The sequence below is a fragment of the Oceanobacter kriegii DSM 6294 genome, from assembly GCF_000422845.1.
In the GTDB taxonomy this organism is placed as follows: Bacteria; Pseudomonadota; Gammaproteobacteria; order Pseudomonadales; family Oceanobacteraceae; genus Oceanobacter; species Oceanobacter kriegii.
The window spans coordinates 97,185-124,048 of sequence record NZ_AUGV01000007.1 but is presented as its reverse complement, the minus strand read 5'-3'; the positions used below and the strand labels follow the sequence as shown (position 1 = coordinate 124,048).

General features: G+C 54.4%; 24 protein-coding genes. 11 read left to right on the top strand and 13 right to left on the bottom strand.

What is annotated here, in order from left to right; translation table 11 throughout:
- Window positions 1-40 precede the first annotated feature (40 nt).
- A complete protein-coding gene (locus G516_RS0105875; protein WP_028292876.1) occupies window positions 41-1,114 on the bottom strand; it encodes a 3-deoxy-7-phosphoheptulonate synthase in 1,074 nt (357 codons plus the stop codon).
- A gap of 370 nt (window positions 1,115-1,484) precedes the next feature.
- Here G516_RS0105875 and G516_RS21235 point away from each other — a divergent pair, with 370 nt between their 5' ends.
- Window positions 1,485-2,354, top strand: a complete 870-nt coding sequence (locus G516_RS21235; protein ID WP_051218990.1) for a DUF72 domain-containing protein — start codon at window positions 1,485-1,487, stop codon at window positions 2,352-2,354.
- A 111-nt stretch (window positions 2,355-2,465) separates the two neighbouring features.
- Here G516_RS21235 and G516_RS0105865 read toward each other — a convergent pair whose 3' ends face one another.
- On the bottom strand, window positions 2,466-3,236 hold the full coding sequence (locus G516_RS0105865) for a sulfite exporter TauE/SafE family protein (RefSeq protein WP_028292875.1): 771 nt from the start codon (window positions 3,234-3,236) through the stop codon (window positions 2,466-2,468).
- A 132-nt stretch (window positions 3,237-3,368) separates the two neighbouring features.
- On the opposite strand from G516_RS0105865, the gene cysB reads away from it, so the two are divergent.
- Window positions 3,369-4,343, top strand: a complete 975-nt coding sequence (gene cysB, locus G516_RS0105860; RefSeq protein ID WP_028292874.1) for an HTH-type transcriptional regulator CysB — start codon at window positions 3,369-3,371, stop codon at window positions 4,341-4,343.
- Between the two features lie 128 nt (window positions 4,344-4,471).
- On the opposite strand, the gene G516_RS21230 is transcribed toward cysB, so the two are convergent.
- Complete coding sequence (locus G516_RS21230) at window positions 4,472-6,208, bottom strand: aminotransferase-like domain-containing protein (RefSeq protein ID WP_051218989.1); 1,737 nt, start codon at window positions 6,206-6,208, stop codon at window positions 4,472-4,474.
- Between the two features lie 155 nt (window positions 6,209-6,363).
- Here G516_RS21230 and G516_RS0105850 point away from each other — a divergent pair, with 155 nt between their 5' ends.
- Entirely contained in the window at window positions 6,364-7,023 is a 660-nt protein-coding gene (locus G516_RS0105850; protein ID WP_028292873.1) for a pyridoxamine 5'-phosphate oxidase family protein, read from the top strand.
- 69 nt (window positions 7,024-7,092) lie between these two features.
- On the opposite strand, the gene G516_RS0105845 is transcribed toward G516_RS0105850, so the two are convergent.
- Together G516_RS0105845 and yegD are read right to left on the bottom strand one after the other, a co-directional pair.
- Window positions 7,093-7,719 carry a YbhB/YbcL family Raf kinase inhibitor-like protein gene (locus G516_RS0105845; RefSeq protein WP_028292872.1) on the bottom strand — a complete coding sequence of 209 codons (627 nt, stop codon included), beginning with the start codon at window positions 7,717-7,719 and terminating at the stop codon, window positions 7,093-7,095.
- A 281-nt stretch (window positions 7,720-8,000) separates the two neighbouring features.
- Window positions 8,001-9,392, bottom strand: a complete 1,392-nt coding sequence (gene yegD / locus G516_RS0105840; protein WP_028292871.1) for a molecular chaperone — start codon at window positions 9,390-9,392, stop codon at window positions 8,001-8,003.
- Between the two features lie 275 nt (window positions 9,393-9,667).
- Between yegD and G516_RS0105835 the strand changes: the two genes are divergently transcribed.
- Together G516_RS0105835 and G516_RS21225 are read left to right on the top strand one after the other, a co-directional pair.
- Complete coding sequence (locus tag G516_RS0105835; RefSeq protein WP_028292870.1) at window positions 9,668-10,522, top strand: hypothetical protein; 855 nt, start codon at window positions 9,668-9,670, stop codon at window positions 10,520-10,522.
- A gap of 196 nt (window positions 10,523-10,718) precedes the next feature.
- Entirely contained in the window at window positions 10,719-11,192 is a 474-nt protein-coding gene (locus tag G516_RS21225; protein ID WP_051218988.1) for an SRPBCC family protein, read from the top strand.
- 115 nt (window positions 11,193-11,307) lie between these two features.
- Here G516_RS21225 and ilvA read toward each other — a convergent pair whose 3' ends face one another.
- Complete coding sequence (ilvA, locus tag G516_RS21220) at window positions 11,308-12,327, bottom strand: threonine ammonia-lyase IlvA (RefSeq protein ID WP_051218987.1); 1,020 nt, start codon at window positions 12,325-12,327, stop codon at window positions 11,308-11,310.
- Window positions 12,328-12,723: 396 nt separating this feature from the next.
- Window positions 12,724-13,194, bottom strand: coding sequence for a GNAT family N-acetyltransferase (locus G516_RS0105820; protein ID WP_028292869.1), 471 nt, complete (start codon window positions 13,192-13,194; stop codon window positions 12,724-12,726).
- A gap of 206 nt (window positions 13,195-13,400) precedes the next feature.
- Between G516_RS0105820 and upp the strand changes: the two genes are divergently transcribed.
- Together upp and G516_RS0105810 are read left to right on the top strand one after the other, a co-directional pair.
- On the top strand, window positions 13,401-14,027 hold the full coding sequence (upp, locus tag G516_RS0105815; RefSeq protein WP_028292868.1) for a uracil phosphoribosyltransferase: 627 nt from the start codon (window positions 13,401-13,403) through the stop codon (window positions 14,025-14,027).
- Window positions 14,028-14,136: 109 nt separating this feature from the next.
- Window positions 14,137-15,432 (top strand): uracil-xanthine permease family protein, encoded by a 1,296-nt coding sequence (locus tag G516_RS0105810; protein ID WP_028292867.1) that lies wholly within the window; start codon window positions 14,137-14,139, stop codon window positions 15,430-15,432.
- Between the two features lie 154 nt (window positions 15,433-15,586).
- On the opposite strand, the gene rlmF is transcribed toward G516_RS0105810, so the two are convergent.
- Together rlmF and G516_RS0105800 are read right to left on the bottom strand one after the other, a co-directional pair.
- A complete protein-coding gene (gene rlmF / locus G516_RS0105805; RefSeq protein ID WP_084644895.1) occupies window positions 15,587-16,741 on the bottom strand; it encodes a 23S rRNA (adenine(1618)-N(6))-methyltransferase RlmF in 1,155 nt (384 codons plus the stop codon).
- Between the two features lie 107 nt (window positions 16,742-16,848).
- Window positions 16,849-17,751 carry a LysR family transcriptional regulator gene (locus tag G516_RS0105800; protein ID WP_028292865.1) on the bottom strand — a complete coding sequence of 301 codons (903 nt, stop codon included), beginning with the start codon at window positions 17,749-17,751 and terminating at the stop codon, window positions 16,849-16,851.
- Between the two features lie 187 nt (window positions 17,752-17,938).
- On the opposite strand from G516_RS0105800, the gene G516_RS0105795 reads away from it, so the two are divergent.
- The 3 genes from G516_RS0105795 to G516_RS0105785 all read left to right on the top strand — a co-directional run bounded on the left by G516_RS0105795 (window position 17,939) and on the right by G516_RS0105785 (window position 21,664).
- On the top strand, window positions 17,939-18,721 hold the full coding sequence (locus tag G516_RS0105795) for an SDR family NAD(P)-dependent oxidoreductase (RefSeq protein ID WP_028292864.1): 783 nt from the start codon (window positions 17,939-17,941) through the stop codon (window positions 18,719-18,721).
- 148 nt (window positions 18,722-18,869) lie between these two features.
- A complete protein-coding gene (gene yiaY / locus G516_RS0105790) occupies window positions 18,870-20,021 on the top strand; it encodes an L-threonine dehydrogenase (RefSeq protein ID WP_028292863.1) in 1,152 nt (383 codons plus the stop codon).
- A 221-nt stretch (window positions 20,022-20,242) separates the two neighbouring features.
- Window positions 20,243-21,664 (top strand): hypothetical protein, encoded by a 1,422-nt coding sequence (locus tag G516_RS0105785; RefSeq protein WP_028292862.1) that lies wholly within the window; start codon window positions 20,243-20,245, stop codon window positions 21,662-21,664.
- 8 nt (window positions 21,665-21,672) lie between these two features.
- Here the strand turns inward: G516_RS0105785 and ubiM are convergent, their stop codons facing one another.
- From ubiM to G516_RS0105765, 4 genes are all read right to left on the bottom strand, one after another.
- Window positions 21,673-22,917 carry a 5-demethoxyubiquinol-8 5-hydroxylase UbiM gene (gene ubiM / locus G516_RS21215; RefSeq protein ID WP_036534799.1) on the bottom strand — a complete coding sequence of 415 codons (1,245 nt, stop codon included), beginning with the start codon at window positions 22,915-22,917 and terminating at the stop codon, window positions 21,673-21,675.
- Window positions 22,918-22,977: 60 nt separating this feature from the next.
- Entirely contained in the window at window positions 22,978-24,372 is a 1,395-nt protein-coding gene (locus tag G516_RS21210) for a sensor histidine kinase (RefSeq protein ID WP_051218985.1), read from the bottom strand.
- A complete protein-coding gene (locus tag G516_RS0105770) occupies window positions 24,359-25,036 on the bottom strand; it encodes a response regulator transcription factor (protein WP_028292861.1) in 678 nt (225 codons plus the stop codon). Before G516_RS0105770 ends, G516_RS21210 begins: the two co-directional genes overlap by 14 nt.
- Window positions 25,037-25,112: 76 nt before the next feature.
- Window positions 25,113-25,496: a YgiW/YdeI family stress tolerance OB fold protein gene (locus G516_RS0105765; protein ID WP_051218984.1), complete on the bottom strand. Its 384-nt coding sequence runs from the start codon at window positions 25,494-25,496 to the stop codon at window positions 25,113-25,115.
- 385 nt (window positions 25,497-25,881) lie between these two features.
- Here G516_RS0105765 and G516_RS0105760 point away from each other — a divergent pair, with 385 nt between their 5' ends.
- Window positions 25,882-26,853, top strand: a complete 972-nt coding sequence (locus G516_RS0105760) for a TRAP transporter substrate-binding protein (RefSeq protein ID WP_169449497.1) — start codon at window positions 25,882-25,884, stop codon at window positions 26,851-26,853.
- Window positions 26,854-26,864 lie beyond the last annotated feature (11 nt).

The window sequence follows — 26,864 nt, the reverse complement described above, 5'->3', positions numbered from 1 at the left end:
GCATTGCTGCCGGAGCCGTTTTTTATTGCTGAAGCTGACGTTAGCCTGCGCGGGTTGGCAGTACGTCTTTCAGTTTTTCGTGCATGGTCAGCAGGGCTTCTTCGGTCTCGTCCCAGCTGATGCAACCATCGGTCACCGACAAACCGTATTCCAGATCATTCAGGTTAGCCGGAATGTTCTGACGGCCGTGCTTGAGGTTGGATTCAACCATCAGACCAACAATGGACTGGTTGCCTTCCAGAATCTGGGAGGTCACGTTGTCAAGTACCGCTGGCTGCAGGGCCGGGTTCTTGCTGGAGTTTTCGTGGGAGCAGTCGATCATGATGTTCTTGATCAAACCGGCCTTTTCCAGCGCCTGTTCGGCCAGGCCGACGTTGACGGAATCGTAGTTTGGCTTGCCGCCACCACCGCGCAGCACAACGTGACCGTAGTGGTTGCCCTTGGTGCGAACGATGGACACAGCGCCATCTTCGTTAATACCCAGGAAACGGTGTGGGTTGGCCACTGACTGCAAGGCGTTGGTAGCCACGGTCAGGCTGCCATCGGTACCGTTCTTGAAACCAACCGCACAGGACAGGCCAGAGGCCATTTCGCGGTGGGTTTGGGATTCGGTGGTACGTGCGCCAATGGCCGACCAGGAAATCAGATCCTGCATGTACTGTGGGGAAATCGGGTCCAGTGCCTCGGTAGACAATGGCAGGCCCATTTCGGCCAGATCCAGCAGCAGTTTACGACCAATGTGCAGACCGTCTTCAATCTTGAAGGTGTCGTTCATGTATGGGTCGTTGATCAGGCCTTTCCAGCCCACGGTGGTACGTGGTTTCTCGAAGTAAACACGCATCACCAGATACAGGGTGTCAGATACTTTTTCGGCCAGTGTCTTCAGACGCTGGGCGTAGTCTTTGGCGGCTTCTACATCGTGGATGGAGCATGGGCCAATAACCACAAAAACACGCTTGTCCTTGCGGTCCAGAATGTCACGGATCACCTGACGGCCTTCGCGTACGCTGGCGACGGCGGTGTCGGAGATTGGCATCTCGGACTTCAGTTTTGCTGGGGTGATCAGTGGGTTGATCGACTCAATATTCAAGTCATCGACGCGATTGTCTGACATAACGATCCTGATTTGTTGACTCTCTAAAGGTTGCCGTGCCGCTCTGTGGCGGTGTTGAGTCGACCCTGTTTGAAGGTCGCTCTGAACATCGGCGCTAATTCATACTGCATGACGGTTGGTCATTGGGCAGCGGGACAGATGACTGAGTCCCTTTCTTTACGTAATCTCGGGCCTTTGAGGCATGTTGCTGGCAATCATTGATTGTGCGGCCAGAAAACATCCGAACTTTACATGCCAAAAACGCATTCGAGAATTACGGATAGTTATAATCCGGCTGATTATGACAAATACAACTGAAAAAACACATTCATTCCCTCAATCGCCGTTATTACCACCTTCTTTACAGCATAGTCTGCGAATGGGGCTGCCCATGTGGTTCTTGCCAGAATGGCGTGGCAAATTGATGACATTGGAACAAACAAGCAGTGGCGCCCTGTCGCAATACAGTCAGGTATTTGGTTCGGTTGAAGGCAACACCACGTTTTATGCCTTGCCGGGCAAAGAGCGTGTGGCGCAGTGGCTGGATCAGGTGAACGATGACTTTCGCTTTTGCTTCAAGGTGCCGCGCGATATCAGCCATAGCCGCAGCATGCAGGTGGCTCTGCAAGGGCAGCCCGGCCGGGAGTTCGGTGCATTTCTGGATGCACTGGTAGGACGCGATGCAAACAAACTGGGCGTCTTGATGCTGCAACTGCCGGCTTCGGTAGAAGCCCGTGCTATGGGCGAAATTCTGGCAACCATGGATGCGTTGGCATCCGGGCAGTATTCCAATGGTGTGCCGTTGCAGCTGGCGCTGGAGTGCCGTCATTTATCGTTCTTCGACAAATCGCCGAACGAAGCCACGCTGTTGCGAGAGCTGCACAGTCGTCAGATGGATCGGGTGATCTTTGATACCCGTGGCATCATGGCGGAGCAGGGTGATGACGAAGAGCTGCTGGATGCCCAGCGCAAAAAACCGCGAATGCCCGTACATGCTGTGGCATCCGGTCCGAACCCGATTGTGCGTTTTATCGGTTTCAGACAGTTTGAACGCAATCGCACGTATCTGGATCAGTGGTTCAGCAAGTTGCATCAGTGGCTGCAGGAAGGGAAAACGCCGTATGTGTTCTGGCACACCGCCGGCAATCGTGATGTGCCGGAGTTCCACCGCTGGATCATGCAGCAGTGGTGTCAGCAGGAGGTTCAATGGCCGGGAGAAAACAGCGCCGGCGTTACCGGCGACCTGTGGGGCCAGGGCTAAGGCTGGGGCTAAGGCTGGGGCTAGGGCTAGGGTTTGGAGCTAGGGTTTGGAGCTAGGGTTTGGGGCTAGGCTTTACGGTGTGGGGGCTCTGGAATCGAGCCCCGAGTCGAATCAGAACAGCGCGTATTTTAGACCAAGGCCAAACAACATGGTGGCCAACAGGCTGCGCAATACGTTGTCCGGAATGTGCTTGGCCAGACGGCTGGATACCTGAATGGCAGGGATAGAGCCAATCAGCAGTGCGCCCAGCAGCATAAAGTCCACATTGCCCAGATAGATATGAATCAAACCGGCTGCCAGCGTCAGTGGAACGGCGTGGGCGATGTCGGTTCCCACCACATGGGTGGAACGCAACGCTGGGTACAGCACCATCAAAATGGCGGTACCAATGGCACCGGCACCCACGGACGACAAGGTCACCAGAACGCCCAGCAGAACACCCGATAGTACGGTCAAAACCGCAATGCTGTTCGGGTGGCCGCCCAGCAATTTGCCCGACCAACGTTGAATTTGTCCGCGCAGCACGATAGAGCAAGCTGTAATTAGCAGCATTGCTCCAAGAACATTGGTTAATATGTGGCCATATTGGTCAGCGTCGTCAAAATAGAGATCCAGTACGAGACCAGTGACCAGAGCGGCACTTATACTGCCCAGCGCCAGTCGACGCAGAATGGACCAGTCGACGTGACCCTGGCGATGGTGGGTGATGGCGCCAGATGCTTTGGTCAGCGCCGCATACATCAGGTCGGTACCGATGGCAGTATGAGCAGGAAAACCAAACAGCAGCAGCAGTGGGGTCATCAGAGCGCCGCCGCCAATGCCTGTCAGGCCAACAACAAAGCCGACGCCTGCGCCTGCGAGGATATAGAGCAAAATGTCCATAAGTAGGTAAAAAACTGCCAAAAAGCTGGAGGGTATTGCGGCAGTACTCTAGTTGGTGTTATCTATACTTAAAAAGAATATTTACTTATATTTTTATAACCATAACTGACTCAATGCTAAGCCGGAGGGAACATGAAGCTTCAGCAGCTCAAGTACATTTGGGAAGTGGCGCACCACGATCTGAATGTATCTGCCACCGCGCAGGTGCTCTATACCTCACAGCCCGGTATCAGTAAGCAAATTCGCTTGCTGGAAGACGAGCTTGGTGTTGAGATTTTTGCCCGCAGCGGCAAACACCTGACTCGTGTGACACCAGCCGGTGAGGCCATTCTGAAAATTGCCGGTGAAATCCTCCGTAAGGTGGACAGCATCAAACAGGTTGCGCAGGAGTTCAGCGATGAAGCCAAAGGCTCGCTGACCATTGCCACGACGCACACCCAGGCTCGATATGCCTTGCCGAGCGTGATTCAGCGCTTTATGAGCAAATACCCGGACGTCAGCTTGCACATGAATCAGGGCACACCAACCCAGATTTCTGAAATGGCCGCCAATGGCTCGGTGGACTTTGCCATCGCCACCGAGGGTATGGAGCTTTTCAACGACCTGATCATGATGCCGTGCTACCGCTGGAATCGCAGCATTCTGGTGCCGCGTAATCATCCGCTGGCGCAATTCAAACGGCCATCACTGGAGCAGGTAGCTGCCTATCCGCTGGTTACCTACGTGTTTGGTTTTACCGGCCGTAGCAAATTGGACGACGCCTTCAAGAGCCGCGGCCTGACGCCGCGAGTTGCCTTTACCGCAGCGGATGCCGATGTCATCAAAACCTACGTGCGCTTGGGCGTTGGGGTCGGCATTGTCGCCAGCATGGCGGTGGATGAAGAAGCCGATTCTGATCTGGTGGCTATTGATGGTAGTCATTTGTTTGCGCCGAGCGTGACACGTATTGGCTTCCGTAAGGGGACTTTCCTGCGCGGCTATATGTACGACTTCATTGCCGAATTTGCGCCACATTTGACCAAAGCCGTTATCGAAGAGGCATCTGCCTGTTCCAACCGTGCCGAGGTAGCAGAAATCTTCAAAGCCATCCGGTTGCCCGAGTACTGATCTGCAAGATTTAACGCAGAAGAAACCTGAGTGCCCGCCGATGCGGGCATTTTTGTTGGGTGTTTTTGATGGACGTTTTTGGTGGGAATAGCTAGCTTCAGATTATCCAGGTCAGTGGCGGGAGTAGGTTAGCCCCCGTATTCTTGATCCGTCAGCTTCTTCAACGCTACGGCTATTCGTTCAATCCAATGGGCGGTTGTTTCAATCGGCTGGGCCGTAAAGCCGACCAGAAACCCTTGCTGATGCGGGGGCACCTGTTGTGGCTGGGCGAAGTGGTCGGCCAGTAACATCAGTCGTAAACCTTCCTGTGCCATGGTTTCTGCCAGTTCTGCGTCCAGCCGTTGCTCCCGTTGAGTGTCTGCGCTCTCATCAAAGCCTTCAATCAACTGCTGTTTAAAGCGCAGAAGAAAGTGCATGCCAGCGTTTGGCAGCTGCCAGTCGCAGAACTCAGATAAATGCTGCTGCAACAGCTGGTGGGTTTGATCCCGCTTGTCACGGTAGTGGCGGCGCATGCGGTTGAGGTGACGTGCCAACTGGCCGGATTCGATAAACTCAGCGACGGCTGGCTGAGCGACCAGTGAGGCCGATAGCCCCAGGTCACGCTGGGTATTAAGCATGTGTTCTGTCATGGTTTGCGGCACCACCAGATAACCGATGCGCAACCCGCGAAACAGAATCTTCGAAAAACTGCCCAGCAAGCAAACCCGTTCAGCCGTATCGGCTCGCAGCATGGCGGTTTGCATCAGCGGTAGGCCAGGCTTGCCCTGAAATACAAACTCCGTGTCGTAGTCGTCCTCAAGAATCCAGCCGCGGTTGTCTACGGCAGCTTGCAGCCACTTTTGTCGAAGTTCAGAGCGCCAACTGATACCCAATGGGTAATGCCGATTGGGTGTTACCACCGCCGCCCAATGCTTACCCGTCGGAATCTCTGTGCCATTGCCATAGTCCGTAAATCCCGCTTCGCCGTTGCTACTGCTTCCATAATCCGGCCCCAGCGTATTGATCTCGTCCTCAGAAAAGACTCTAAGTATTCCGGGCTGGTGTTGCGCCAGTGCCGAGAGAATGGGTGGGAAAGTTGGGTCCTCTACAAACCAGCGAACAGGTTCTGATTGTGCGTGTGGTGCATTGTCAGTGTGGTCCCGAGCAGGCTGTTGCGTGGCAGCCTGATTCGAATAAGCCTCGATGCAATGCTGCAACAAGCTCAGGCTGTCCCGGTTGCCGGAGGTAATAAATACCTGCTCGGGTTTAACCTCCAGTCGACGCACCTGGCACAAATAATCGGCAATGGCACGGCGCAGTGGCGGAAAGCCTGCGTGGTATCGTCCTTCCAGAATGCGGCTATCCGGCGACAGCCAGCTCTTGCGCATGGCAGCGGCCCACTGTTTATTCGGAAATGCGCGACTATCAGCACCGGAATCCAGCATATGAGGGGGTGGTTGCACTGACTCTTGCCGTTCCGGATTTGTCGGCTTATGTGGCGACTGGCTGTGATCGGTTGAGCTTGTCGAGGATCGTGTTTGCTTGAAAGTCGCAGACTGCAGGTCGATGGCTACTTCAATTCCGCGTTTGGGTTTGCTGACCAAATATCCCTGACTGATCAGCTCGTCGTAAGCCTGAACGGCCATGCTGCGAGAAACTCCCAACTGCTGTGCCAACGCCCGACTGGACGGCAGTCGTGTGCCTTCTGGTAACTGCTGGCTGTGAATGGCCTGTTGAATTTGCTCAACCAGTTGCGCGTAGCCAGCAAGGCTACTGTCGGAATCAATACTGAGTGTCAGGCCAGCAAAGTTTTGTCCGGAAGACGGAGGACGCCTGGGTGTTTGATCAGGTGTTTTCTCGGATGCTTGCTTGGGCGTGTACGGCATCAACGATTCTCCGCAACCGGTATTTTTTTGGGGGTGAATAACTGGACTGGTTATAAATTCAAGAACTGGATATTTATGGAAAGTCCAGATGTCGAAAGAATAACTTCATTGATGAGTATGTTGAACAATACAGAAGTAATTAATGGAGCTGCACCATGCAACCGCAAAGCGAACGGACCCTCGAGAGCCTTAAATCCCCGCAATCTACCGTCAAGCGGGGACCAAAGCGGGCGCTGTACGACCGTCAGACGGTTAACGATATTCTTGATTCAACCCTTGTGTGTCACATTGCCCAGCAAAAGGAAGGGCAGGTGTTTGTCACGCCCAACTGTCATTGGCGGGAGGGCGAATACCTCTACTGGCACGGCCACAGCAAGGCACGTAACGCCAGCGGTACGGCTGCTGAGTCGGTGTGCATCAACGTCTGTGCGCTGGACGGACTGGTACTGGCCCGTTGTGCGTTTAATCACTCCATCAACTACCGCTCGGTGACTTTATTTGGGGTGCCTGAGTTGGTGGAGGAAATGTCAGAAAAAGCCCGTCATCTGCAGCTGATGGTCGATAAAATCAGTCCGGGGCGTTGGGATAGCTTGCGGCCGATGACGGCTAACGAAGTGAACGCAACGGCAGTGATGCGAATTCGCATTGATAACGCATCCGCAAAAGTGCGCACCGGTGACCCGCTGGACGACAAGGATGATCTGGACTGGCCGGTTTTTGCGGGCACGATGCCGCTGGAACGTCAGTGGGGAGAGCCGGTGGCAGCGGAAAACTGCACCGTGGCTGGGGAGCCTCGCTGTCCGGATGCCTTCTGATGATAGAGCCGGGGTTACATACCCCCGGCTACGCGTCTTTAGCCGTATTCAAACGACATTCAAAAGCGGTCAAAGCAACTCGGGGTTGAGTGTGTAAGTAGTGGTGATAGACGCCTCACCCAGCACATGCTCTGCGATGGCTTCACGCAGTTGGGCACCCGTTACGCCTGCGCCCAATGGCAGGGACTCTACATCCAGCGCGTACACGGTGAAAATGTAGCGGTGCACAATGCTGTCGTTCCACGGTGGGCAAGGGCCGTCATAGCCGTAGTATTCGCCACCCATGTCGGCATCGCCAGCAAACCAGCCGGTGTAATCGTTCAGGCCGTGCTGCCATTGGTTGGCGGCGTCCGGTCCCGGTTTGCCTTTGGCGGTGACGCCGTTGCTATGGCTGGCTTTGGCAATGGAATACACAGAGGCTGGAATATTCCACAGCAGCCAATGATAAAAATCGACTCTGGGCAGATCGGCAGGAACGGTTTTTCCTTCCTGATTCACATCGTCACCGACGGAGGGCACGTCCGGGTCATGGCAGATAACCACAAATGAGCGGGTACCTTCGGGAGCGTCGGACCAGCTCAGTTCCGGGTTGCGGTTGTACGACAGGGCGACATGGTTTTTGGCATCGGGTACGGCGAATGCGTACTGTGCTGGCACCGGCTGGCCATCGGTCAGGCTTCGGCTTGTCAGTTTCATGGTGATGTCTCCTGTGTTGTGTGTCTGATGTAGATTCTCAGTGCAGGGGCTTGCAGATAGAACGATACGAAGCCCCTGAACAGCCTCGTTACAAGCTTGAAAGGTGGGGCAGAATGATTCCACAAGCTCTTGCAGCATCGGCTGGGACAGGCAACAACTCAAGCAGGTTCAATCGGTACTGTGATCCGTATTGCTTTTGATCAATATTTGAACCGTTGCTGAATTGCTTATCAGTAAGCAACGGTTCTCCGTAGCTCTTAAATAGGCTCTCAAATAGGCTGTTATCGATAGATGCGCTGTGCCCATTCGGTCAGGCCGGACACCACGCTGCCGAAGTGGTCACCATCCAACAACGGAATATCCCCCAGCGTTCTGGCCACAGCTTCACGAATAATAGGAGAACGAGCGCTGCCACCCGTCACAAACACCAGATCGGGCCTGGTGTCGGCATTGGCGACGGCTTCTGCCATTAATTCAGTGATGCGCTCCAATGGACGGTCGATGGCGTCTTGCAGTTGCTGCTGGGATATCTCGGCTGATAGGGCGGCTTCAACAAACTCCAGCGGCACGCTGACGCTGGCTTGTTCCGACAGATGAATCTTGGCGTTCTCGGCACCACGCACCAATTGCTGATTCTGCTTGTACTGTTGCAGCTTGATCAGGCGGCCAATCAATTCCGGTTGCAGACAGTCGCGCTGTAATTGTTCCAGGTAGAGTTGGGTTTCAAGGCTGTTGAATCGCTGCAGGGCACCAACGTCATTGGTGCTGACGGCATCCAGAAAGGTTTTGGTTGGCATTGGCTTGCCGCTTTTCAGGTCGGCAGTGAGGCCAAACAGAGGCATCAGTTGTTTGGCCGCCAGCGCGATGTCGAGGTCATTACCGCCAATACGCTCACCGGTATGACTCAGAAAGTCGGCGCTGCGGTCGGTGTTGGCGCGACGTTGAGGTCCCATGCGTACCATGGCGCAGTCGCTGGTACCACCGCCGATATCGACGACCAGCACGGTTTTTTCTTCGGTCAGTCCGCGTTCAAAACTCAGCCCGGCTGCAATGGGTTCATATTGAAACTCGACTTCTTGAAAACCGGCGCGCTTGGCGGCGGTGGTCAGGATGCTAATGGCCTGACGGTTGCTCTGTTCTGCACCGCTGTCGGTACTCAGTGAGCCCTGGAAGTTAACCGGGCGGCCAATCACCGTATGGGTCAGCGTTTGCTGGAGCGAGTGTTCAGCGCGATGTTTAACGGTTTGCATCATGGCCGTCACGATGTCTTCAAAAAACTGCATGAATTCCGGGCGCAGGCCACTGGCACCCAAGTAGGACTTTGGCGACTTCACAAAGTAGCCTTCTTCCGGGTCGGCAAAATAATGCTCAAACGCTTGCTGGCCAACAAACATCACCGGGTCTTCGCCGGGGCTGGCAGGGGCCAGACCCAAATCATCACGCACGCGACGAGCTAGCCCAAGCTGGCCGCGACGACTCTCTACGAAGGCTTCACGCTGTACGCCTGCAGGCAGCGCCAGGCCGACTTGTTCTGTGATCAGCTCTCGACCCAGTGCATACAGTGCCGATGGCATAAAGGACTTGTCACCATCAACGCTGGCCAGTTGGATGGTGTCGTTGTTGGCGACGCCGATCGCGCAGTTGGATGTGCCATAGTCAAAACCACAGATCATGGAAGGTGCTCCGCTTTGGCCTTCGGAGTGAAAGCCGGTTAAGTCGATTTTAAAAAAGCCGCGCAACCTATCACAGCAGCAACAGCGATAGAAGGGAATCCGGAATATGGCTGTGGTCTGGCGATGTTATTGTGGTGGTGCGTGAGCCAGATTGAATATTTGCCGAATCGACAAATATCAAAATGGAATGTGAGCTGCACAAGCTGTAATCCATCAGCGGTCAGTGATCCTGTACATTGGAAAAAAACAAGAATCTTCAATTGCAGGGTTTCAATATGTTCAGGTCTTTTGGCGTAGCGGGTTCAGCTTCCGGTTACGTGCGTTTGCTGCTTTCCAAATCTCGAGCGGTGTTATCGGCTCTTTCTTTCTCTGGTCTTTTCTCTATTTCTGCGGGCGCCAGTACGCGCAAGCGTCAATTCGGAGTGCTGTCTGTGCTGGTGGCTTTGTGTTCGCTGGCTATGCCGTCGCAGGCAGCAGTAACTGGTGCACAAGAAGCACGTCTGGCGGCGGTCGATTCGGTCAGCAGTCTGTTGCAACTGCAGCAGGTGGATCGTCACAAACAAGGCCTGGTCAACAAGCAGCTGCAAGCAACGGTTGAAGACCTGACAGACTGGCAGCAGCGGCCAGCGCTGCCGGCTCCGGTGGTATCGTCGTTACAGCAGTTTTTGGGGTTGATGGAAGAGTCCCGACAGCAATTCAGTCTGGCGCAAGTACAACGACTGATGAATGGCTGGCGTCAGTTGGACGAGCTGCTGGCTGCGATGGAAGTGAATAACCAGAGCCAGTTGGATCAGGCGCTGGCAAAAATGGATGTTGCCTTTGCGATGCAAAACCTGGGTTATCTGTTGCAGGAATGGCCTGCGTTGGCGGGTCACCTGCCAGAGGCCGATGTAGCGGCAATGGTACAACGCGATAGCCTGATTCGCAGCGAACTGCGCGAGCTGGAAACCCTGTTGCCGGGCGAGCGATTACTGGAAAAACTGAAGTCCCGCTATGCGCTGGTTAGTGCCAAAGTACTGGAGCCAGCCGATAACTACAGCCCGCCGTTGGTGATGTTCTTCACCAGCAGTATGCGCGACATGCTCGATAAAATTGCATTTCGTGCCCAGCTGCGCGGCCTTAATGCCTGAATTATACCGTTATCTTTGATTCGATCCCGTTCGAGTGAATTATGCGTTGCCCGTTTTGTCTTGTCCTTTTGGCGGGGCAGTGTGGCGTTGGTGTGGTCCGCTTGAACGAGGAAGATTGCACTAAAAGCACAATGTCTGTTGCCTGAGTGACAGGCCATGCTGTGGTTTCCCATAACAACAATTCACGGGGAATCAGATGAAAACAGCATTTTTATCCTTGGCCATGGGCGGCGCGATGCTGGCAGCAGGTTGCGCGCATTTTGGTGGAAGTACGGGTCCGGCAGCGGTATCGGAATCAGTGACAGTCGATGCACCAGCGGCTGAGGTGTGGGCTGTGGTAGGCGAGTACAACAACATGAATCGTTGGCACCCAGCGGTGAAAATCAGTCGTCAGATGGCAGAATTCCGTCATCTGGTACTGCACAACGATGCCGTTATCGTTGAAGAAGAAACGGCCCGCGACGACGCTGGCATGAGCTACAGCTATCGCATTGTGTCTGGTCCACTGCCAGTGAGCGAATACCAGTCCAGTATTACGGTTACAGCGGTTTCTGATAGTCAGTCGACGGTTACCTGGAGTTCTACGTTCAACGCCGAAACATCCGAGGCAACATCCACCATCCGTGAAGTGTACAAATCCGGTTTGAACAACCTGGAAAGCATGTACTGAGTTTGCCGGCAACGCCTTCCGACAGGGCACTGGGACGCACGCTATCAGTCTCCTGGGTTGCTTCCCCCAGTGTCTTGTCGGTTCTTGTTTTTTCTACCTTGTTACCTTACGCCTGTCACTGGCTGGCGCGTTGTAATATTTCCCCAAAGCGGCTGAAGTCGTTATTGCCGCCACTGACGATACACACAACCGTTCTCCCTTCGATTTGTTCCTTGTTGAGTTCTAGCGCAGCAACGCTGAGAGAACCCGACAGCTCCGCGACGATGGCTTGCTCCTGATACAGGTCGATCAGTGCGCGGCAGGTTAGGACATCCGGAATGGCTTGCACATCGTGAAGCGCCTGCTTGCACACTTCAAAGCCCAGTTCGCCCACACGCAGTGTTGACGCGCCATCAATAAAGGGATCAATGCTGCCAAGCGTTTGGTTACTGCCAGCCTGTAACGAGTGTTTCAGGGCGGCGGCATTGGCGGGCTCGACGCCAACCAGGCGGGTAGCGGTTGAACGCTGTTTGAACACAGTGCCAACACCGGCTGCGAGGCCGCCACCACCAACAGGAGCGAACAGGTAATCAATGGTTTTGGGTGCGTCTTGCAATATCTCCAGCGCCAGCGTGCCTTGGCCGCTTATGACATCAAAATCATCAAACGGGTGAATGAAACACGCGTTGTGGTGCTTCTGGTAGTCACGGGCTGCCGCGCAGGCTTCGTCGAAATTGTTGCCAGTCAGTACCACCTTGATGAACTCGCCGCCAAACTCGCGCACCTTGTTCACTTTCAGCAGCGGGCTGTTGGCAGGCATGTAGACCACGCCCTGAATACCTAACGCATGACAGGCCCAGGCGACGCCCTGGCTGTGATTGCCCGCGCTGGCGCAAACAACACCACGGGCACGTTCGCTGGCGCTGAGTTGCACAATGCGATTGTAGGCCCCGCGTAATTTGAAGGAGCGCACCGGTTGCAGGTCTTCTCGCTTTAGCAGCACGTTGGCGTTGTAACGCTTGCTGAGGTACTGGCTGTGCTGCAACGGCGTGCGGCGGGCAATGCCTTTCATCCGGCCAGCCGCGGCAATAATGTCCTGCAGCTGTGGCAGGAGCAGGTTGTTGGCGAGACTGGTGTCGTTGGCTGCGGTTGTCATGGCATTACCCTTTGCGATGAAAAATCAATATTCGTTGTTGATCTGTTGAATTCCCGTTTTGGCGGCCATAAAAAAACCCGCCGTTTGGCGGGTTTTCAGAAGCTTTTGTTCAGTTACAAGCTATCCCACCAATCTGCTGATAGTGTGAATAATCATCATAATCTGGCGAGCTACGCTGCTGGAGCGTGAAGCGCGATCGGATGTGATCATTAGCTTGAATCCGTTAGTGGTCAGTACGTATTTCAGTATATTGGTTGAACAATTCCGTAACTATCGACGCTGGATGGCGATACTGTCAAGCCATCCGTTCGCTGTTTCGGGTTTTGGTGGTGATTTGACACTTTTGTCAGTCGACTGGCTTTTTAATCAAGCCGTTTTGCCGGCCTAGCTATTTTGTTAGCCGAGTCGTTTTGTCATGACGCTGAATCGGCGGCCAGTATGTTCCACTACTTCGTGATCCTGCCAGCCGGACACTCGATAGAGGTGCTGTTGATCCGGCGTAAAAAGATAGAGGCGTGCAATCGCCAGCCCTGCTGCGTGTTGCTCGACAGCGGCAATCAATTGGCTGGCTATGCCCTGGCGGCGATGGCTTGGGTCGACGTAGACGCTCGCCAGCCAGGGTGTCAGGTTTGGGCGTGGTTCAAAATCGTCTGCCAGCAGGCTGGCGGAGCCCACGGGCTTGCCGTTGACCATGGCAACAAAGGTTTGAGGAATGCCATCCGAGCAGGTGCTGGCCTTTAAATCGCGTTCAAAGTCTTGAAGGGTTTGGCCAGGGTAGTAACTGGCCCATTGATCAAAGTGCCAGCCGGCCAGCAGTGGCAGCCACTGTGGCTGATCCTTCAGATTGATGATTTGGCAGTTCGCCATGATCCTAGGTTCCTTGTTTGGGATGTTTCTGTATTGCTGTGGGCGGAATATGGCGGTGCGGCGCCATACTGTCCAATTTGTAGCTACGTTACCTGCGTTAAGCCCTGAATTCTTAACAAAAGCGTAATATTGACCATTGCGTCAGGATTCCTCTGTGCGAAAATCCCCGCACTTTGAACCACCGCATAACGAACACAGAGGTAAGCATGGCCGTTCATGAAATTCGTCACCCACTGGTACGCCACAAAATCGGTTTGATGCGTAATCAGAATATGAGCACTCGCGGCTTCCGTATTCTGGCCGGGGAAGTGGGTAACCTGCTGACCTACGAAGCAACCAAGGATCTGGAACTGGAAGAGTACCAACAGGACGGTTGGTGTGGCTCCGTGACCTGTGAGCGCATTCGCGGCAAAAAAATCACCGTTGTACCTATTTTGCGTGCCGGTCTGGGCATGCTGGACGGCGTGTTGGAGCTGGTGCCTAGCGCCAAGATCAGCGTGGTGGGTCTGTACCGCGACGAAGAAACCCTGGAGCCTGTGAGCTACTTCGACAAGCTGGCGGGTGATATTGATCAGCGTATGTCACTGGTTATTGACCCAATGCTGGCCACTGGCGGTTCCATGATCGCCACCATCGACCTGCTGAAAAAGCATGGCTGTACCAGCATTCGTGCGCTGGTTCTGGTTGCTGCACCAGAAGGCATCAAGAAAGTACAGGAAGCTCACCCGGACGTTGATATTTACACCGCATCCGTCGACAGCCACCTGAACGAAGACGGCTACATCATCCCGGGTCTGGGTGATGCTGGCGACAAGATTTTCGGCACCAGGTAACACCTTTTCTCCAACAGTCTGTGGCGTGCTTGCCTCGCCATGGGCTGACAGTTGTACGCGCTACACCTTCCTATAACTTTTGATGGTCTGATTCTCTGGGGGAATCTTCATGCAAACGACAAATGAAAACCTCTACAGCGGTTGGCGGCTGCTGTTGGCGGGTGGACAAATGCTGTTCGTCGCATTTGGCTCGCTGGTTCTGGTGCCTTTGATTACCGGTCTTGATCCAAGTGTGGCTTTGTTTACGGCCGGTTTGGGAACGCTGATTTTTCAGCTGACAACCAAGCGTTCTATCCCGGTATTTTTGGGGTCTTCGTTCGCCTTTATCGCGCCGATTATTTTTGCGGTAGAAACCTGGGGCCAGGCGGCTGCCATGGGCGGTTTGTTCTGCGCCGGTCTGGTGTATGTGTTGCTGTCGGCACTGGTGGCGTTGCGTGGCCCGGGCTTCTTGCATCGCCTGTTGCCACCTGTGGTGACCGGGCCAATTATTATGATCATTGGTCTGGGTCTGGCACCAATTGCCGTCAATATGGCGGTGGGCAAAACCGGTGATGCGTCGGCGCAATTGTTCCCGTATGCGGACGCCATGATGGTGTCTATGCCTGCTCTGATTACCACCTTGCTGGTTGCAACCTTTGCCAAAGGGATCTTCCGATTGGTGCCAATTTTGGCTGGTGTAGCAGTGGGTTACGCGATTGCCGCGATGAACAACATGGTGGATTACGCAGCTGTTTCCAACGCCAGCTGGCTTAGCATTCCGGGTTTTGTGATGCCGGAATTTGTACCTGCCGCGATTCTGTTCATGCTGCCGGTTGCGATTGCACCCGCGATTGAACACGTCGGTGACGTGCTGGCCATCGGCAGCGTGACGGGTAAAGACTATGTTCAGAAGCCGGGCCTGCACCGCACCTTGCTGGGCGATGGTCTGGCGACGTCTGCGGCCTCTTTGTTCGGTGGACCGCCAAACACCACTTACTCTGAAGTGACTGGCGCCGTGATGCTGACCAAGGCGTTTAACCCGGTTGTTATGACCTGGGCTGCGGTCATTGCTATTTCACTGGCGTTTATTTCCAAGTTCGGTGCCTTGCTGCAAACCATTCCGACGCCGGTCATGGGTGGCATTCTGATTCTGCTGTTTGGTTCGATTGCCGGTGTTGGCATGAACATTCTGATCAAGGGCAAAGTGGACCTCAGTGCTCAGCGCAATCTGGTGATTGTGGCGGTGACTCTGGTGTTCGGCATTGGCGGCATGGTCGTTGGTGCTGGTGATTGGCACCTGCAGGGCGTTAGCCTGTGCGGTATTGTCGCCATCGTTCTGAACCTGATTTTGCCGCAGGCCGATGCGGTTAACGATCTGCACGAAGAGCAGGAGATCGTTGACGATATGGTTGAGCACAATCGTTGATAGCGGTTCTGCTTGGTTGGGTTGGGTTGGGTTGGGTTGGGTTTGGTTTGGTTGGGTAAGCCCATAATCAAAAGCTCCTAACCAAGACAAAAACCAAAACGAAAAACGGCCGCAATTGCGGCCGTTTTTGTTATGAGTCCTAATTGGATTCAGATCACCAGCGGTTTTTGGCCCAGGTCTCTAACGCTTTGTCGCTTTGGAAGGTCCAGGCGATGAAACGACTGAATTTTTGCCCCTGACTCATTTCCACCACGCGCTGTTGCTTCACGCCGATTTCTTTCAACGCGTGTTTCAGTGCAGGGATAGCTGCCTGACGAGACACCAGCGAAGTGAACCAAGCGACCTGCTGGCCGTACTCCCGGCTTTCGCGAATCATTCTTGCCACAAACGCGGCCTCACCACCGTCGCACCACAACTCATTGCTTTGACCGCCAAAGTTCAGCTGCTTGGGGTCTTGTTGCTTGCCGTCCCACTTACCCAGATTCTTCCACTTGCGCTCGTTGCCTCGGGCCATCTGTTCGGCAGACTCGTGAAATGGTGGATTGCAAAGCGTAACGTCAACGAAATCCTTCGATTTGATAATGCTTTTGAAACAATAGCTTGCGTTGGTTTGTTCGCGTAGTGTCACACTGGCTTTGAGCATTGGGTTGGCGTCAATGTTGCGCTGTGCCGACGCCAATGAATCGGCTTGAATGTCTGCAGCGACAAACGACCAACCGTATTCACTGTTGCCGATGATTGGATAAATGCAGTTGGCGCCGCAGCCAATATCCAGTGCGGTAACCTTTCGGCCCAGGGGAATCTTACCGTTGTTGGTTGTGGCCAGCAGGTCGGCCAGGTTATGGATGTAGTCAGCGCGGCCAGGGATGGGCGGGCACAGATAGCCCTCGGGAATGTCCCAATGTGTCAGCCCGTACCACTGCATCAACAACGAACGGTTCAGCACCTTGATGGCTTCAGGGTTGGTAAAGTCGATGGAGTCATTGCCTGCCGGTGTAACAACCATAAAGCGGGTCAGGTCCGGGTTGGCTTTGGTCAGCGCATCAAAATCGTAGCGCGTTTGATGGCGGTTACGTGGATGCAGTTGTGGCGCTTTTTTCGCTTTGTCTGCCGGACGTTTTGCCTTGCTGCCAGCAGTCTTTTGCTTGCCTTTGGTTCTGGCTTTTGGGTGTCCTGAATCGGCGTCCTTTCCGGGTTGCTTACCTGACGCCCGGGCTGATGGATCAGTCCATGGGTTTACCGGTACTGAATCAGACGGCGAGTTGGAAGACGGATTTTTAGGCTGCTTGGAAGACGGCGGGCGCGGCATGGTGAAATTCTGCGGTTGGGTCGGTGTTGTCGTTCGGATACTTGGCTGTGCTTGGCTGTAAAGCACAGCAACACAGTATAACGTCATGAAAGCGGTAAACCATGCAATCAGCCATTGTATTGCTCAAATCGGGTGGCCAACCAGTTCATGAATTCATCAATGCGCCGAGGCAGGTAGCGCCGGGACGTATACAACATGGCCACGGGCATCGGCTCACATACGTACTCTGGCAAGACTTCAACCAGCACTCCGCTGGCGAGAAATCCGGCAACGCCTGCCCTTGGTAGCTGAATAATGCCGAGGCCGTGTAACGCCGCCCCAAGGTAGGCGTCTGTGGTGCTAACGGATATCTGGTTCGCGACCGGCACGGACTGCAATTTGCCATGGTGGTCGACATAGTCGAAGCCGTCTGGCTGGACACTGTGGCCGGGAGAGTAATCCACCACATAATGACTGGACAGATCGTCAATGGTTGCGGGTGTGCCGTGATGGTTTAAGTACCCGGGACTGGCGCAGTTGACCATCGACATGGTGCCTAACGGCCGTGCGATCAGGTCGCTGTCTTCCAGTTTTCCGGCCCTGACCAGTATATCGACTTGCTCTTTTATCGGGTCGATTCGATGGTCGGCGCCGATTAGTCGAATGTGTGTATTCGGGTGCTGGGCGTACCAATCGCCTAAATGCGGCAGCACCACCGATGCGAAAAATCGGCTGGGCATATCCATTCGAATCAGCCCGTTCAAGGTGTCGTTTTGCTGCTGAAAACGATTCTCCAGCTCGATCATTTCAGCCAGTAACGTATTCGCCTGTGGCAGTAATTCCTTGCCAGCTTCCGTCAGCGTAATTCGGCGGGTAGAGCGGTGCAGCAGGCGGCTATTCAAATGCTCTTCAAGCTTGCTGATGGACGAAGAAACCGCCGATTTGGGCAGGTTCAGTCGTTCGGCCGTTTCGGTAAAGCTGCCAGTATCGGCAACGGAAACGAAGCGGCGGAGTAATTCCAGTTTGTCCATGGTGTGTATGGCTCAAAAGTGCAGAGGGTTGCAGTCAGGGAAGGCTGTGGTTTTTGTTCACTCTATCTTATTGCCGGCCTATCGATGTTCTTTTTATATGAACAAACAAGCCGTTTGCGGCGTGTTTTTCCGCAGTGTTAACGCACTTAGTCTGGCGTTGCTTTTCACAATCAACCCGGAGAACACCATGAGCGAACACATTAAACCTCAATCCAGCAGCAAGTTGGCCCTGATTACGGGCGGCAGCCGTGGCCTCGGTCGAGCAGGAGTCCTGGCGCTGGCAAAGCAAGGCACGGATATTCTGTTTACCTACCTGCACAACGAGGAAGCGGCCCAGTCGCTGGTTGCAGACATTCAGGCTCTGGGTCGTAAGGCGGCCTGTGTGCAGCTGGACACCCGTAAGACCGACAGCTTTGGTGATTTTGTGGTTACGGTAGGAGGCTTGCTGTCTGATTATTTCAACCGCGACGGTATCGACTTTCTGCTGAATAACGCCGGTGCAGGTCTGCATAAAGACTTTGTGGATACCACAGAAGCCGAATTTGACGATTTGTACTTGCAACACCTCAAGGGCCCTTACTTCCTGACCCAGGCCTTGTTGGAGCATCTGAACGATGGTGGGCACATTCTGAATGTCTCTTCCGGGCTGGCACGCTTTAGTATGCCGGGCGCTAGCGCCTACGCAGTGATGAAAGGCGGTGTTGAGGTGATGAGTCGATACATGGCCAAAGAACTCGGCGACCGGGGTATCAGTGTGAACACCCTGGCGCCGGGCGCCATTGCAACGGATTTTAACGGCGGTACGGTACGCGACAACGAAGCCTTAAACCGCTTTGTTGCTGAGGCAACGGCCAAGGGACGGGTTGGCGAAGCGAGTGACATTGGCGATGTGATCGCTCAGCTGTTGTCGGTGAGGTCGTCGTGGATAACCGGCCAGCGGATCGAGGCGTCTGGTGGTATGTTTTTGTGAGCTGAGCCCGGATCATTTGATCGTTGCTGGATGCAGGTCAAGTTGCTGTTGGCTGGGCGACAGTCGCTTGCTCTGCATCAAGTTTGCCACTCGATGGCAGGAGTAGGTTGTTGTTATCAAAGTGAATTCATACCAGAAGGAACAGACCATGACAGCAACCGCATTCTATATCCCTAGCGTTAACTTGATGGGCAGCGGCAGTTTGCAGCAGGCTGCTGCTGACATTCAGTCACGGGGCTGGCGCAAGGCACTGATTGTGACCGATGCCCCGCTGGTTGCCACTGGCATGGTCGGCAAAGTCGCCGAACTGTTGTCCGAGCATGATGTCACGTCGGTCGTGTTCGACGAGGTGAAGCCAAACCCTAATGTGGCCAACGTGGAAGCAGGCCTGGCGGTATTGCAACAATACGATTGTGACTTCGTGATTTCGTTAGGTGGCGGCTCGCCGCACGATTGCGCCAAAGGCATCGCACTGGTAGCGGCTAACGGTGGTTCGATAAAAGACTACGAGGGCGTTGACCAGTCTGCCAAGCCACAGTTGCCACTGGTAGCCATCAATACCACCGCGGGCACGGCTAGTGAAATGACCCGCTTTTGCATCATCACCGACGATGAGCGTCACGTGAAAATGGCCATCGTCGACAAACACACCACGCCGGTGCTGTCGGTGAACGACCCGGATCTAATGGTTGGTATGCCGAAAGCGCTGACTGCCGCTACCGGCATGGATGCGCTGACGCACGCCATTGAAGCCTATGTGTCGACAGCGGCGACGCCAATTACGGATGCCTGTGCCTTGCAGGCAGTGCGGCTGATCAGTGCCAACTTGCGTACCGCGGTAGAAGATGGCAATAACAAAACCGCTCGGGAGGCGATGGCCTATGCCGAGTTTTTGGCCGGGATGGCGTTCAACAATGCATCGCTGGGTTATGTGCATGCCATGGCGCACCAACTGGGTGGTTTTTACGATTTGCCGCATGGAGTGTGTAATGCCATTTTGCTGCCGCATGTTCAGTCATTTAACGCCAGGGCGGCGGATGCTCGATTGGGTGAAGTGGGCGCGGCAATGGGTTGCGATGTGCAGGGTCTGAGTGCCGATGAGGCGGCCAAGGTATGCATTGAAGCGATTCGTACGCTGGCGGCGGATGTGAACATTCCGGCAGGTGTGGCAGAACTGGGCGCAGACGAGAAGGACATTCCGGTGTTGGCCGAAAACGCCATGAAAGACGCCTGTGGGTTAACCAATCCGATTCAACCAAGCTTTGATGAAGTGTGTGATATTTTCCGCGCAGCGTTTTGATTACATTCTGTCGCATTAAATTCCATACTCCTTTCCAATCAAACAGGCCCGCTAACGACAGTTAGCGGGCATGATGTTCTGAGTGCTTGATGTTGTGAGTGCCTGATGTTCTGAAAGCTTGGTACCAGAACAGCCTGTCCTGTAACAAATCACTGCGCCTTTGAGCTGAATGCTGGCACACTCGAATCCTTGTTGGTAATGGATCGGGTTTGAACTTTTTTATGCGTCAATCGTGGCTCTCCCTTCGTTCTGAACCTTCAGGGTTGGCGGTAACCGGTGTGGTGGCTGGCTGCCTGTTGTTACTTGCCATGGCGATGGTGCTGACGCGGGAGTTGTTGCTGCCATTCCCTGAATGGGTTGCCGGTGTGCCGTTGTGGCTGGCGGCTTTGCTTCTGATTCCCCGGTTAAAACCGGCACAGCGAAAGCAAATTGGCATTCTGGTGGCCGTAGGGGTTTCGGGCCTGCTGTTTGCCGTCGGGTTTGATGTTCTGAGTTCTGGCAATGCCAGCGTCGAACCCGGCCAGTTCCAGGCTGACAATCAAACGACCTCATATTTCCTGAAAGCGGTCGCTGGCAACCAGATGTTGTTGGCGATGCTGGTGGGCGTCAGCTTTTTACGGCTGGTGGCACTGGCCGGTATTGCCCCTGCTGAAGACCTTCCGAAAGGCCGTACCGTGCTGCAAAAAACCATGATCAGCACCCACATTCTGGGCTCGGTGCTTAATATGAGTGCTCCCATGATTGTTGGTGACCGTCTGGTTCATGCCAACGGTGGTAAACCCTTGCTGCGGCCGCAGGGCATGGTGCTGCTGCGTGCGTTTTCTACCGCCGCGTTTTGGTCGCCATTTTTTGGTGCCATGGGATTAACCCTGTTGAGTGCACCGGGGTCGCAATTGGTGGTGCTGGTGGCGTGCAGTTTGCCGGTCGCCATGGCTGGTTTACTGTTTACCGCCTGGGAAATTCATCGTAAACCGCAGCTGGATCAGGTTCAGGGATTTCCGCTGAGTTGGTCGTCGCTGGGTATGCCCGTGGGGTTGGCCTTGCTGGTGGTGATTTTCCATTGGATCTGGCCTGCGGTGTCTGTGCTGACGCTGGTGACTTTGCTGGCCGTCAGCGTGACGGTGCTATGGCGGTTTACTCTGGGCAGAAAACGCGACAGGCAAGGCAATCCGGTATGTCAGCCGAATGCGCTGGTTCATCATGTGAAAACCGGCTTGCCGGGTCTTTGTTCCGAGGTGTCGTTGTTTTTGGGGGCGGCGGTGCTGGCATCGGGCGTGGCAGCCACACTGGCGGTGTTGGACTTGTCGTTGGCACCTCAACACTATGGCGCACTGGAAGCCTGCATTACGTTAATGGTGCTGGTGGGTGTGGCAATGCTGGGCATGCACCCGGTAACCACGGTGGCGTTGGCGGGCAGTATTCTGGCCCCCAGCGTCAGCGATCCGAACCTGCTGGGCCTGACCATGCTGATGTGTTGGGGGATTGGCTCGGGGTTTTCTCCTATGTCGGGCATTCAGCTGACCATGCAGGCGCGCTTTGGTATGCGCGCCCGTGAGATCCTTTGGGCCAACCGTTTCTATGGCCCGTTTATGTTTGCAGTGTGTTTTGCCGTGCTGTTTGCGTACCAGTGGATCAGTGGCTGATTAGCCGATCAAAACCGGGGCAGGGCGGGCAGTCCAAAAATCGGTCCCGCTTGTTTGTGCATCAGCTTCTGACGGATAGCTTCTTTTAACGGTGGCAGGTGGTTACTGATGCGCAGCATGGCGCTGCGAGCCAGTTTGGCCGGAAAGGTATCGTTGGTGAACAAGCCGACGACCGTGTTGGTGCCGTGATACAGAACCCGAGTATTGGGCATGTGTTGACGTTGATACGCCTGTAATACCGCCTCTGACCAGAACTTGCCATTGCTGGCTGCCGCTTTGCTGATTTCTTTGGCCAGTATGTCCTGGCCTGCCAAACCAAGGTTGAACCCATGGGCGGTGACGGGATGCATGCCAACGGCGGCATCGCCGATCAAGGCAAAGCGGTTGGTGTAGAAACGGCGCGCATGCACACCCACCAAGGGGTAGTGAAAGCGATCACCGGCTTGTTTCAGAGCGCCCAGTTTGCCATTCAATTTGCGTTCAATATCGGCACAGAATTCGCCAGGCTCTTTGGCCAATAACTCCGGCACTTCGGCGGAGTTCACCGTGATCACGATGGAGCTGCTATTGCCGTTTAGTGGCAGTACCGCGAGGGTGCCACCGTACAGAAAACATTCCAGTGCGGTGTGGTGATTGGGTTGCTCGTGTTCAACCACACACAATACGGCGCTGCGCCCGTAGTCGTTGTATTCAGCGGCAATGCCCATTTGATTGCGGCTGCTGGAAAAACGGGTGTCGGCGGCGACGATCAGTTGGGCTTTGATTTCATCGCCGTTGTCCAATGTCAGATAGCCACCGTCCAGGCTGGTGCGGGTGCTGGCGACGGTTCGTCCTGCCATCAGGGTAATGTTGTCTGTAGCGCTGTGTTTGAATTCTTCAAAAATGGCTTTGCGGATGTTCTGGTTGGCAATCAGGTAGCCCAGTGGCTCCTGTTCTTGCGTGGCAGATTGGGGTGTTGGTGCTTCAAAGTGCAGCGGGTACTCCGAGTTGCCATTCAACACGCTGGCGGCCATCAATGGCGAGATGTTGTCAGACTGAATGCGTTCCCAACTGCCGTTATCGGTCAGCAAGGCTTTTGACAGGTGCGTTAGCGCGATTTCGCGGCCGTCGTAAGCGGGGTTGGCCAGTGCTGCTTCAGACTGCTTTTCGATCACAACGACGTTCAAGTCATGGTCTTTGATGGCCTGTCGCAACGACAACGCAAAACTCAGCCCGGTTGGCCCCGCGCCGATGATGGCAATATCAAATTCCATGGTGTTCTCCTGTGCTTGTATCGGCTCACCATATGCCAGACGACTTTCCTTTGCCTTGACTCAGCTCTCGTCCGATGAACCTGGTGGCGGTATTTCAATCGTGTGTTTGAAGATCAGCGTGGCTTTATATCGGCTGGCTTCTTGTCTCTGGAGATGTTCCTGTGAGCGCTCGTGACTGTGTTCTTGAACCAGTTTCCAATTCAGTCGCTGAGCAATGCGCTCGACGATCACCAGTCCGTAGCCATAGCCGGTTTCGGCCGATTTCTCTGAGTTTACGGGGCTTGTGGGGTTGGTATGGCTGGACTCCGAGCTATTGGTCATCGATTGCGTTGGATTGCTGACTTCAAGGGTGCTGTCGGTCAATCGAAGCTGCACCGCGCCGTTGCCATGAGCGAAGGCGTTTTTCAGCAGGTTGCGCAAGGCAATCACCACAAAGCTGGTCGGTGCGGTCAGTGTTGGCGAACCGGTTGTCACGATGGTTAGCCCGTGATGATAATTGTCGTACAGCTGTTCGGCGTGGTGGGCATGGGTTTGAACAAGACTGGCCAAATCGATGTTATGAAAATGCTGTGGTTCTATTTGTTCGCGGCCCAATAGCAAAAAGGCGTCGGTCAGCAGGGTGATGTCTTCACTGGCATCACGTATGCGGCTGGCGGCCTTGGATATCATTTTATTGGCCACGGCTGCTTCGTTCTGGGTTGGGTTGTCCAGCTGTTGCAGTAACTCAGCTGAGCCTTGCAACACCATCAGTGGCGTTCGGATTTCATGGGCAGCAAAGCGGCTGAATTCCTGTTCCCGCTGCACGTAGGTGGCGTTGCGTTGTTTGGCTTGCAGCAAGGCAGATTCAATCTGGTGCAGTTCTTTGTAATGCGCATCGAGTGTGAAGTCGGGCTGGTCTGGCCCCATCTGTTGAATGCGATCGGTCACTCGCTGTAACGGCCGTGAGATTTGGCGAACCAGATACCATCCGTAGCCATACATCAGCAGGGAGATAAATACGCCCAGCAGCAAGGCGACGGTATGCAGGGTTTCTTCGTAGTCATCCAGGTAATCATCGGCGTCCTTGCGGAATACCACGTACATCAGTCCTTCCCCTGACGGATCGGGGCGTACCAGAAAGTGCTTGTCTTCAGGCCCAAGCTGGTGCTCAAAAAAGCCGGGCTGCTGATAGCCCTGAAGCCAGCGAGGCACGCCACTGCTACTACGATACAACACAAACTCGGCGGAATTCGACACCTCGGGGGATTGGCCCTGAGTCTGGTACAGCAGCTCAACCCGGTTGGCTTCAGAGTCTAACCAGCGTTGCAGACTGATGACTTCCATCTGGTCTTCGGCGATCACTACGATCAGCCAAAACAAGGCAATGCTGAAGGTGCCCAGTGCGCCAGTCATTAACACCAGTTTGTGGAATAGCCGGGGCTTGTGGTCGGATGGGGTTGGGTCAAACCAGCTCAAGTTTGTACCCCTTTCCGTGTACCGTAGAAAGTGTGGGGATGGTGTTGTCTGTGTGTTTTTTCAGCGTCTGCCGCAAGGCGTAAATATGGCTTTTGAGCGCGTCACTATCCGGTTCTTCGTCGGCCCACACCGTATCAATCAAGTGCTGGCGACTGACTACTGCTGGTTGCTGTTGCAGCAGTAATTGCAGAATTCGGGATTGTATTCGTCCCAATTCCAACGGCTGTTGATGGCAATAAAATTGGTCCGACTGGCTTTTGTAGGTCAGGCCACCAAGGGACAGCTGGTTGGTGTTTTTCGGCTCACCCCTGCGACACAGGGCTTGCAGGCGTAAAATGAGCTCGTCGATAACGAAAGGCTTGATCAGGTAGTCGTCACCACCGGCTTGATAAGCAGCGGTTTTGTCGTCGAGGGCATCCCGTGCCGTCAGGAATAGAATAGGCGTTGTCAGGTTCAATTGATTTCGCAGGGCCGTGACGGCGGCAATGCCATCCATTTTGGGCATCATGATGTCCATCACGATCACGTCAAAGCGCTGCTGTTTGAGGATCTCCAACGCCGCCTCACCATTCCAGGCGCAATCGCAGGTAATGTCTTTTACTTCCAGATAGTCCATCAGGGTTTCGAGAACCTGTCGATTGTCGTCGACAATAAGCACCTTCATACAGGCTATTTCCTTGCTGTGTTGGGAAGTAGGGCTGGGCCGGGGTGGATAGATTCCCCGGCCGGATCGCAAACCCTCATTGAATGGTCAGGCGGTCTACATCTACCTCGATGCCGCGCAGGCGATCGTAGTCGATTTCACCGACGATCAGTACCGGCGTGTTTTCATCAAAAGGCTGGGCGGGGAAGTCTTCGCTTTCAATTTCAGCATTGATCTCCTGTTTGCCGTCAGAAAAAACGTAGGTTTCTTCACCGATTTTGCGCACCAAATAACCTGACAGCTGCACCGGCTGATCGTCTTTAGGGTTGTCCAGAATCTGCTGCAGGTTCTTGCCGGTGACATGATCCGGACCCAGGTATTCGGCCGAGGCAACAGATGGCAGTGAGGCAGCGGCTACCAGCGTAAGAGCAGCAGCGGTTTTGGTGACAGCGTTGGTTTTAAATTGAGTAAGCAGTTTCATAACCTTCTCCAGAATGAGTCGTTGGTTGCGCGCTTGTTTGTTTACGCACAGCCATTGCACCACTGTGGGGGTGAAGCGAAGGTGAAGTGAGTGTAAAGATATAAATGGGCAGTCCCTGGCGGGTTCCAACCCCATACTTGCGACTTAAGCAGTGTCCACTGAGGTACGGGATCGAAAGTCGGGCCGAAAACGGGCCAATAGACGCACAAGTTGTATTGGTTGGAAGGCGTTGACGTTAGATGCTTTGGTTCGCCATCCCTGCTGCTTGCGGTTGAAGTATCCCAGGCGCGCCCTGATGCGTAGCGGGAATTGCCAGCAAGGGCAGGCGTTGGCACCACACCGAGCGAGCGCCAGCCGGTGCCGACGACATGCAATGGACGACCCCATGACAAAAATAATAAACAGAATTACCCGCCTGGCGGCTGCCACGCTGATGTGCAGCCTGCTGGCGACGACAGGGCATGCAGAAACCATGCGCTTTGGCGTAATCACCACCCCGGATCATAGCTGGTCGCGGCTGATGCAAGACTTCAAACAGCGGGTAGAAAACACCACTAGCAACGACATGCGCGTGCGTGAATCCCGCTTTGCCAAAGTGCGTGGTGAATCCAGCATTATCGAATTGATGAGCAAGGACCGGCTTCAGGCGGCCATCGTTGCGGTTGGCTCCCTGACGACGCTGGACCCATCCTTGAACGGATGGCTGGTACCGTATCAGTTCAAAACCCTCGATAGTATGCGAGCGGCCGCAGCGAATACCCAGGCGATTGCCATGCGTGATGGGTTGGAACAGCACAATATGGTTGTGCTGGGGTACGTGTTTCCGGGCATGAGAGTCATTCTTACCGCAGAACCACTGACAACCGCCGAGTTGAAAGGTAAGCGTATTGGTACGTTTCCCAACGACGTGTTTTACAACTGGTATCGACAGCTAGGCGCAGACCCACAGCCAATTCATTTGCAGGATATTCGTGAAGGCTTCGTTAAAGGCAGCATAGATGCCGTTGATATCGATCTTGCTTCTACCCTCGACCTGGAACTGCACCAGCAAGCCAATCATCTGATGCTGACCCGGCACATGGCCTTTCCGGGTGTGTTTGTTGTATCGAAAAGCTGGTGGGAGTCCCTTAGTGAAGCCAACCGTCAGTCCATACGTCAGTCGTTTATAGCCGCGGAAGCCGCTACTGCCAAAGGGCTGGCAAGCCGTGAGAAAAACACCCTCAAAGCACTGGCTAACAAAGGCATGAAGATTACTGAATACACGGAAGCAGACTTCAATGGTGTGCCGAAAAAACTGCGCGACTTCTACTACGGCACTAACACCCGTCTGAGGGAGTTTGGGCTGGCAAGCGAATAAACCGCGGGTTG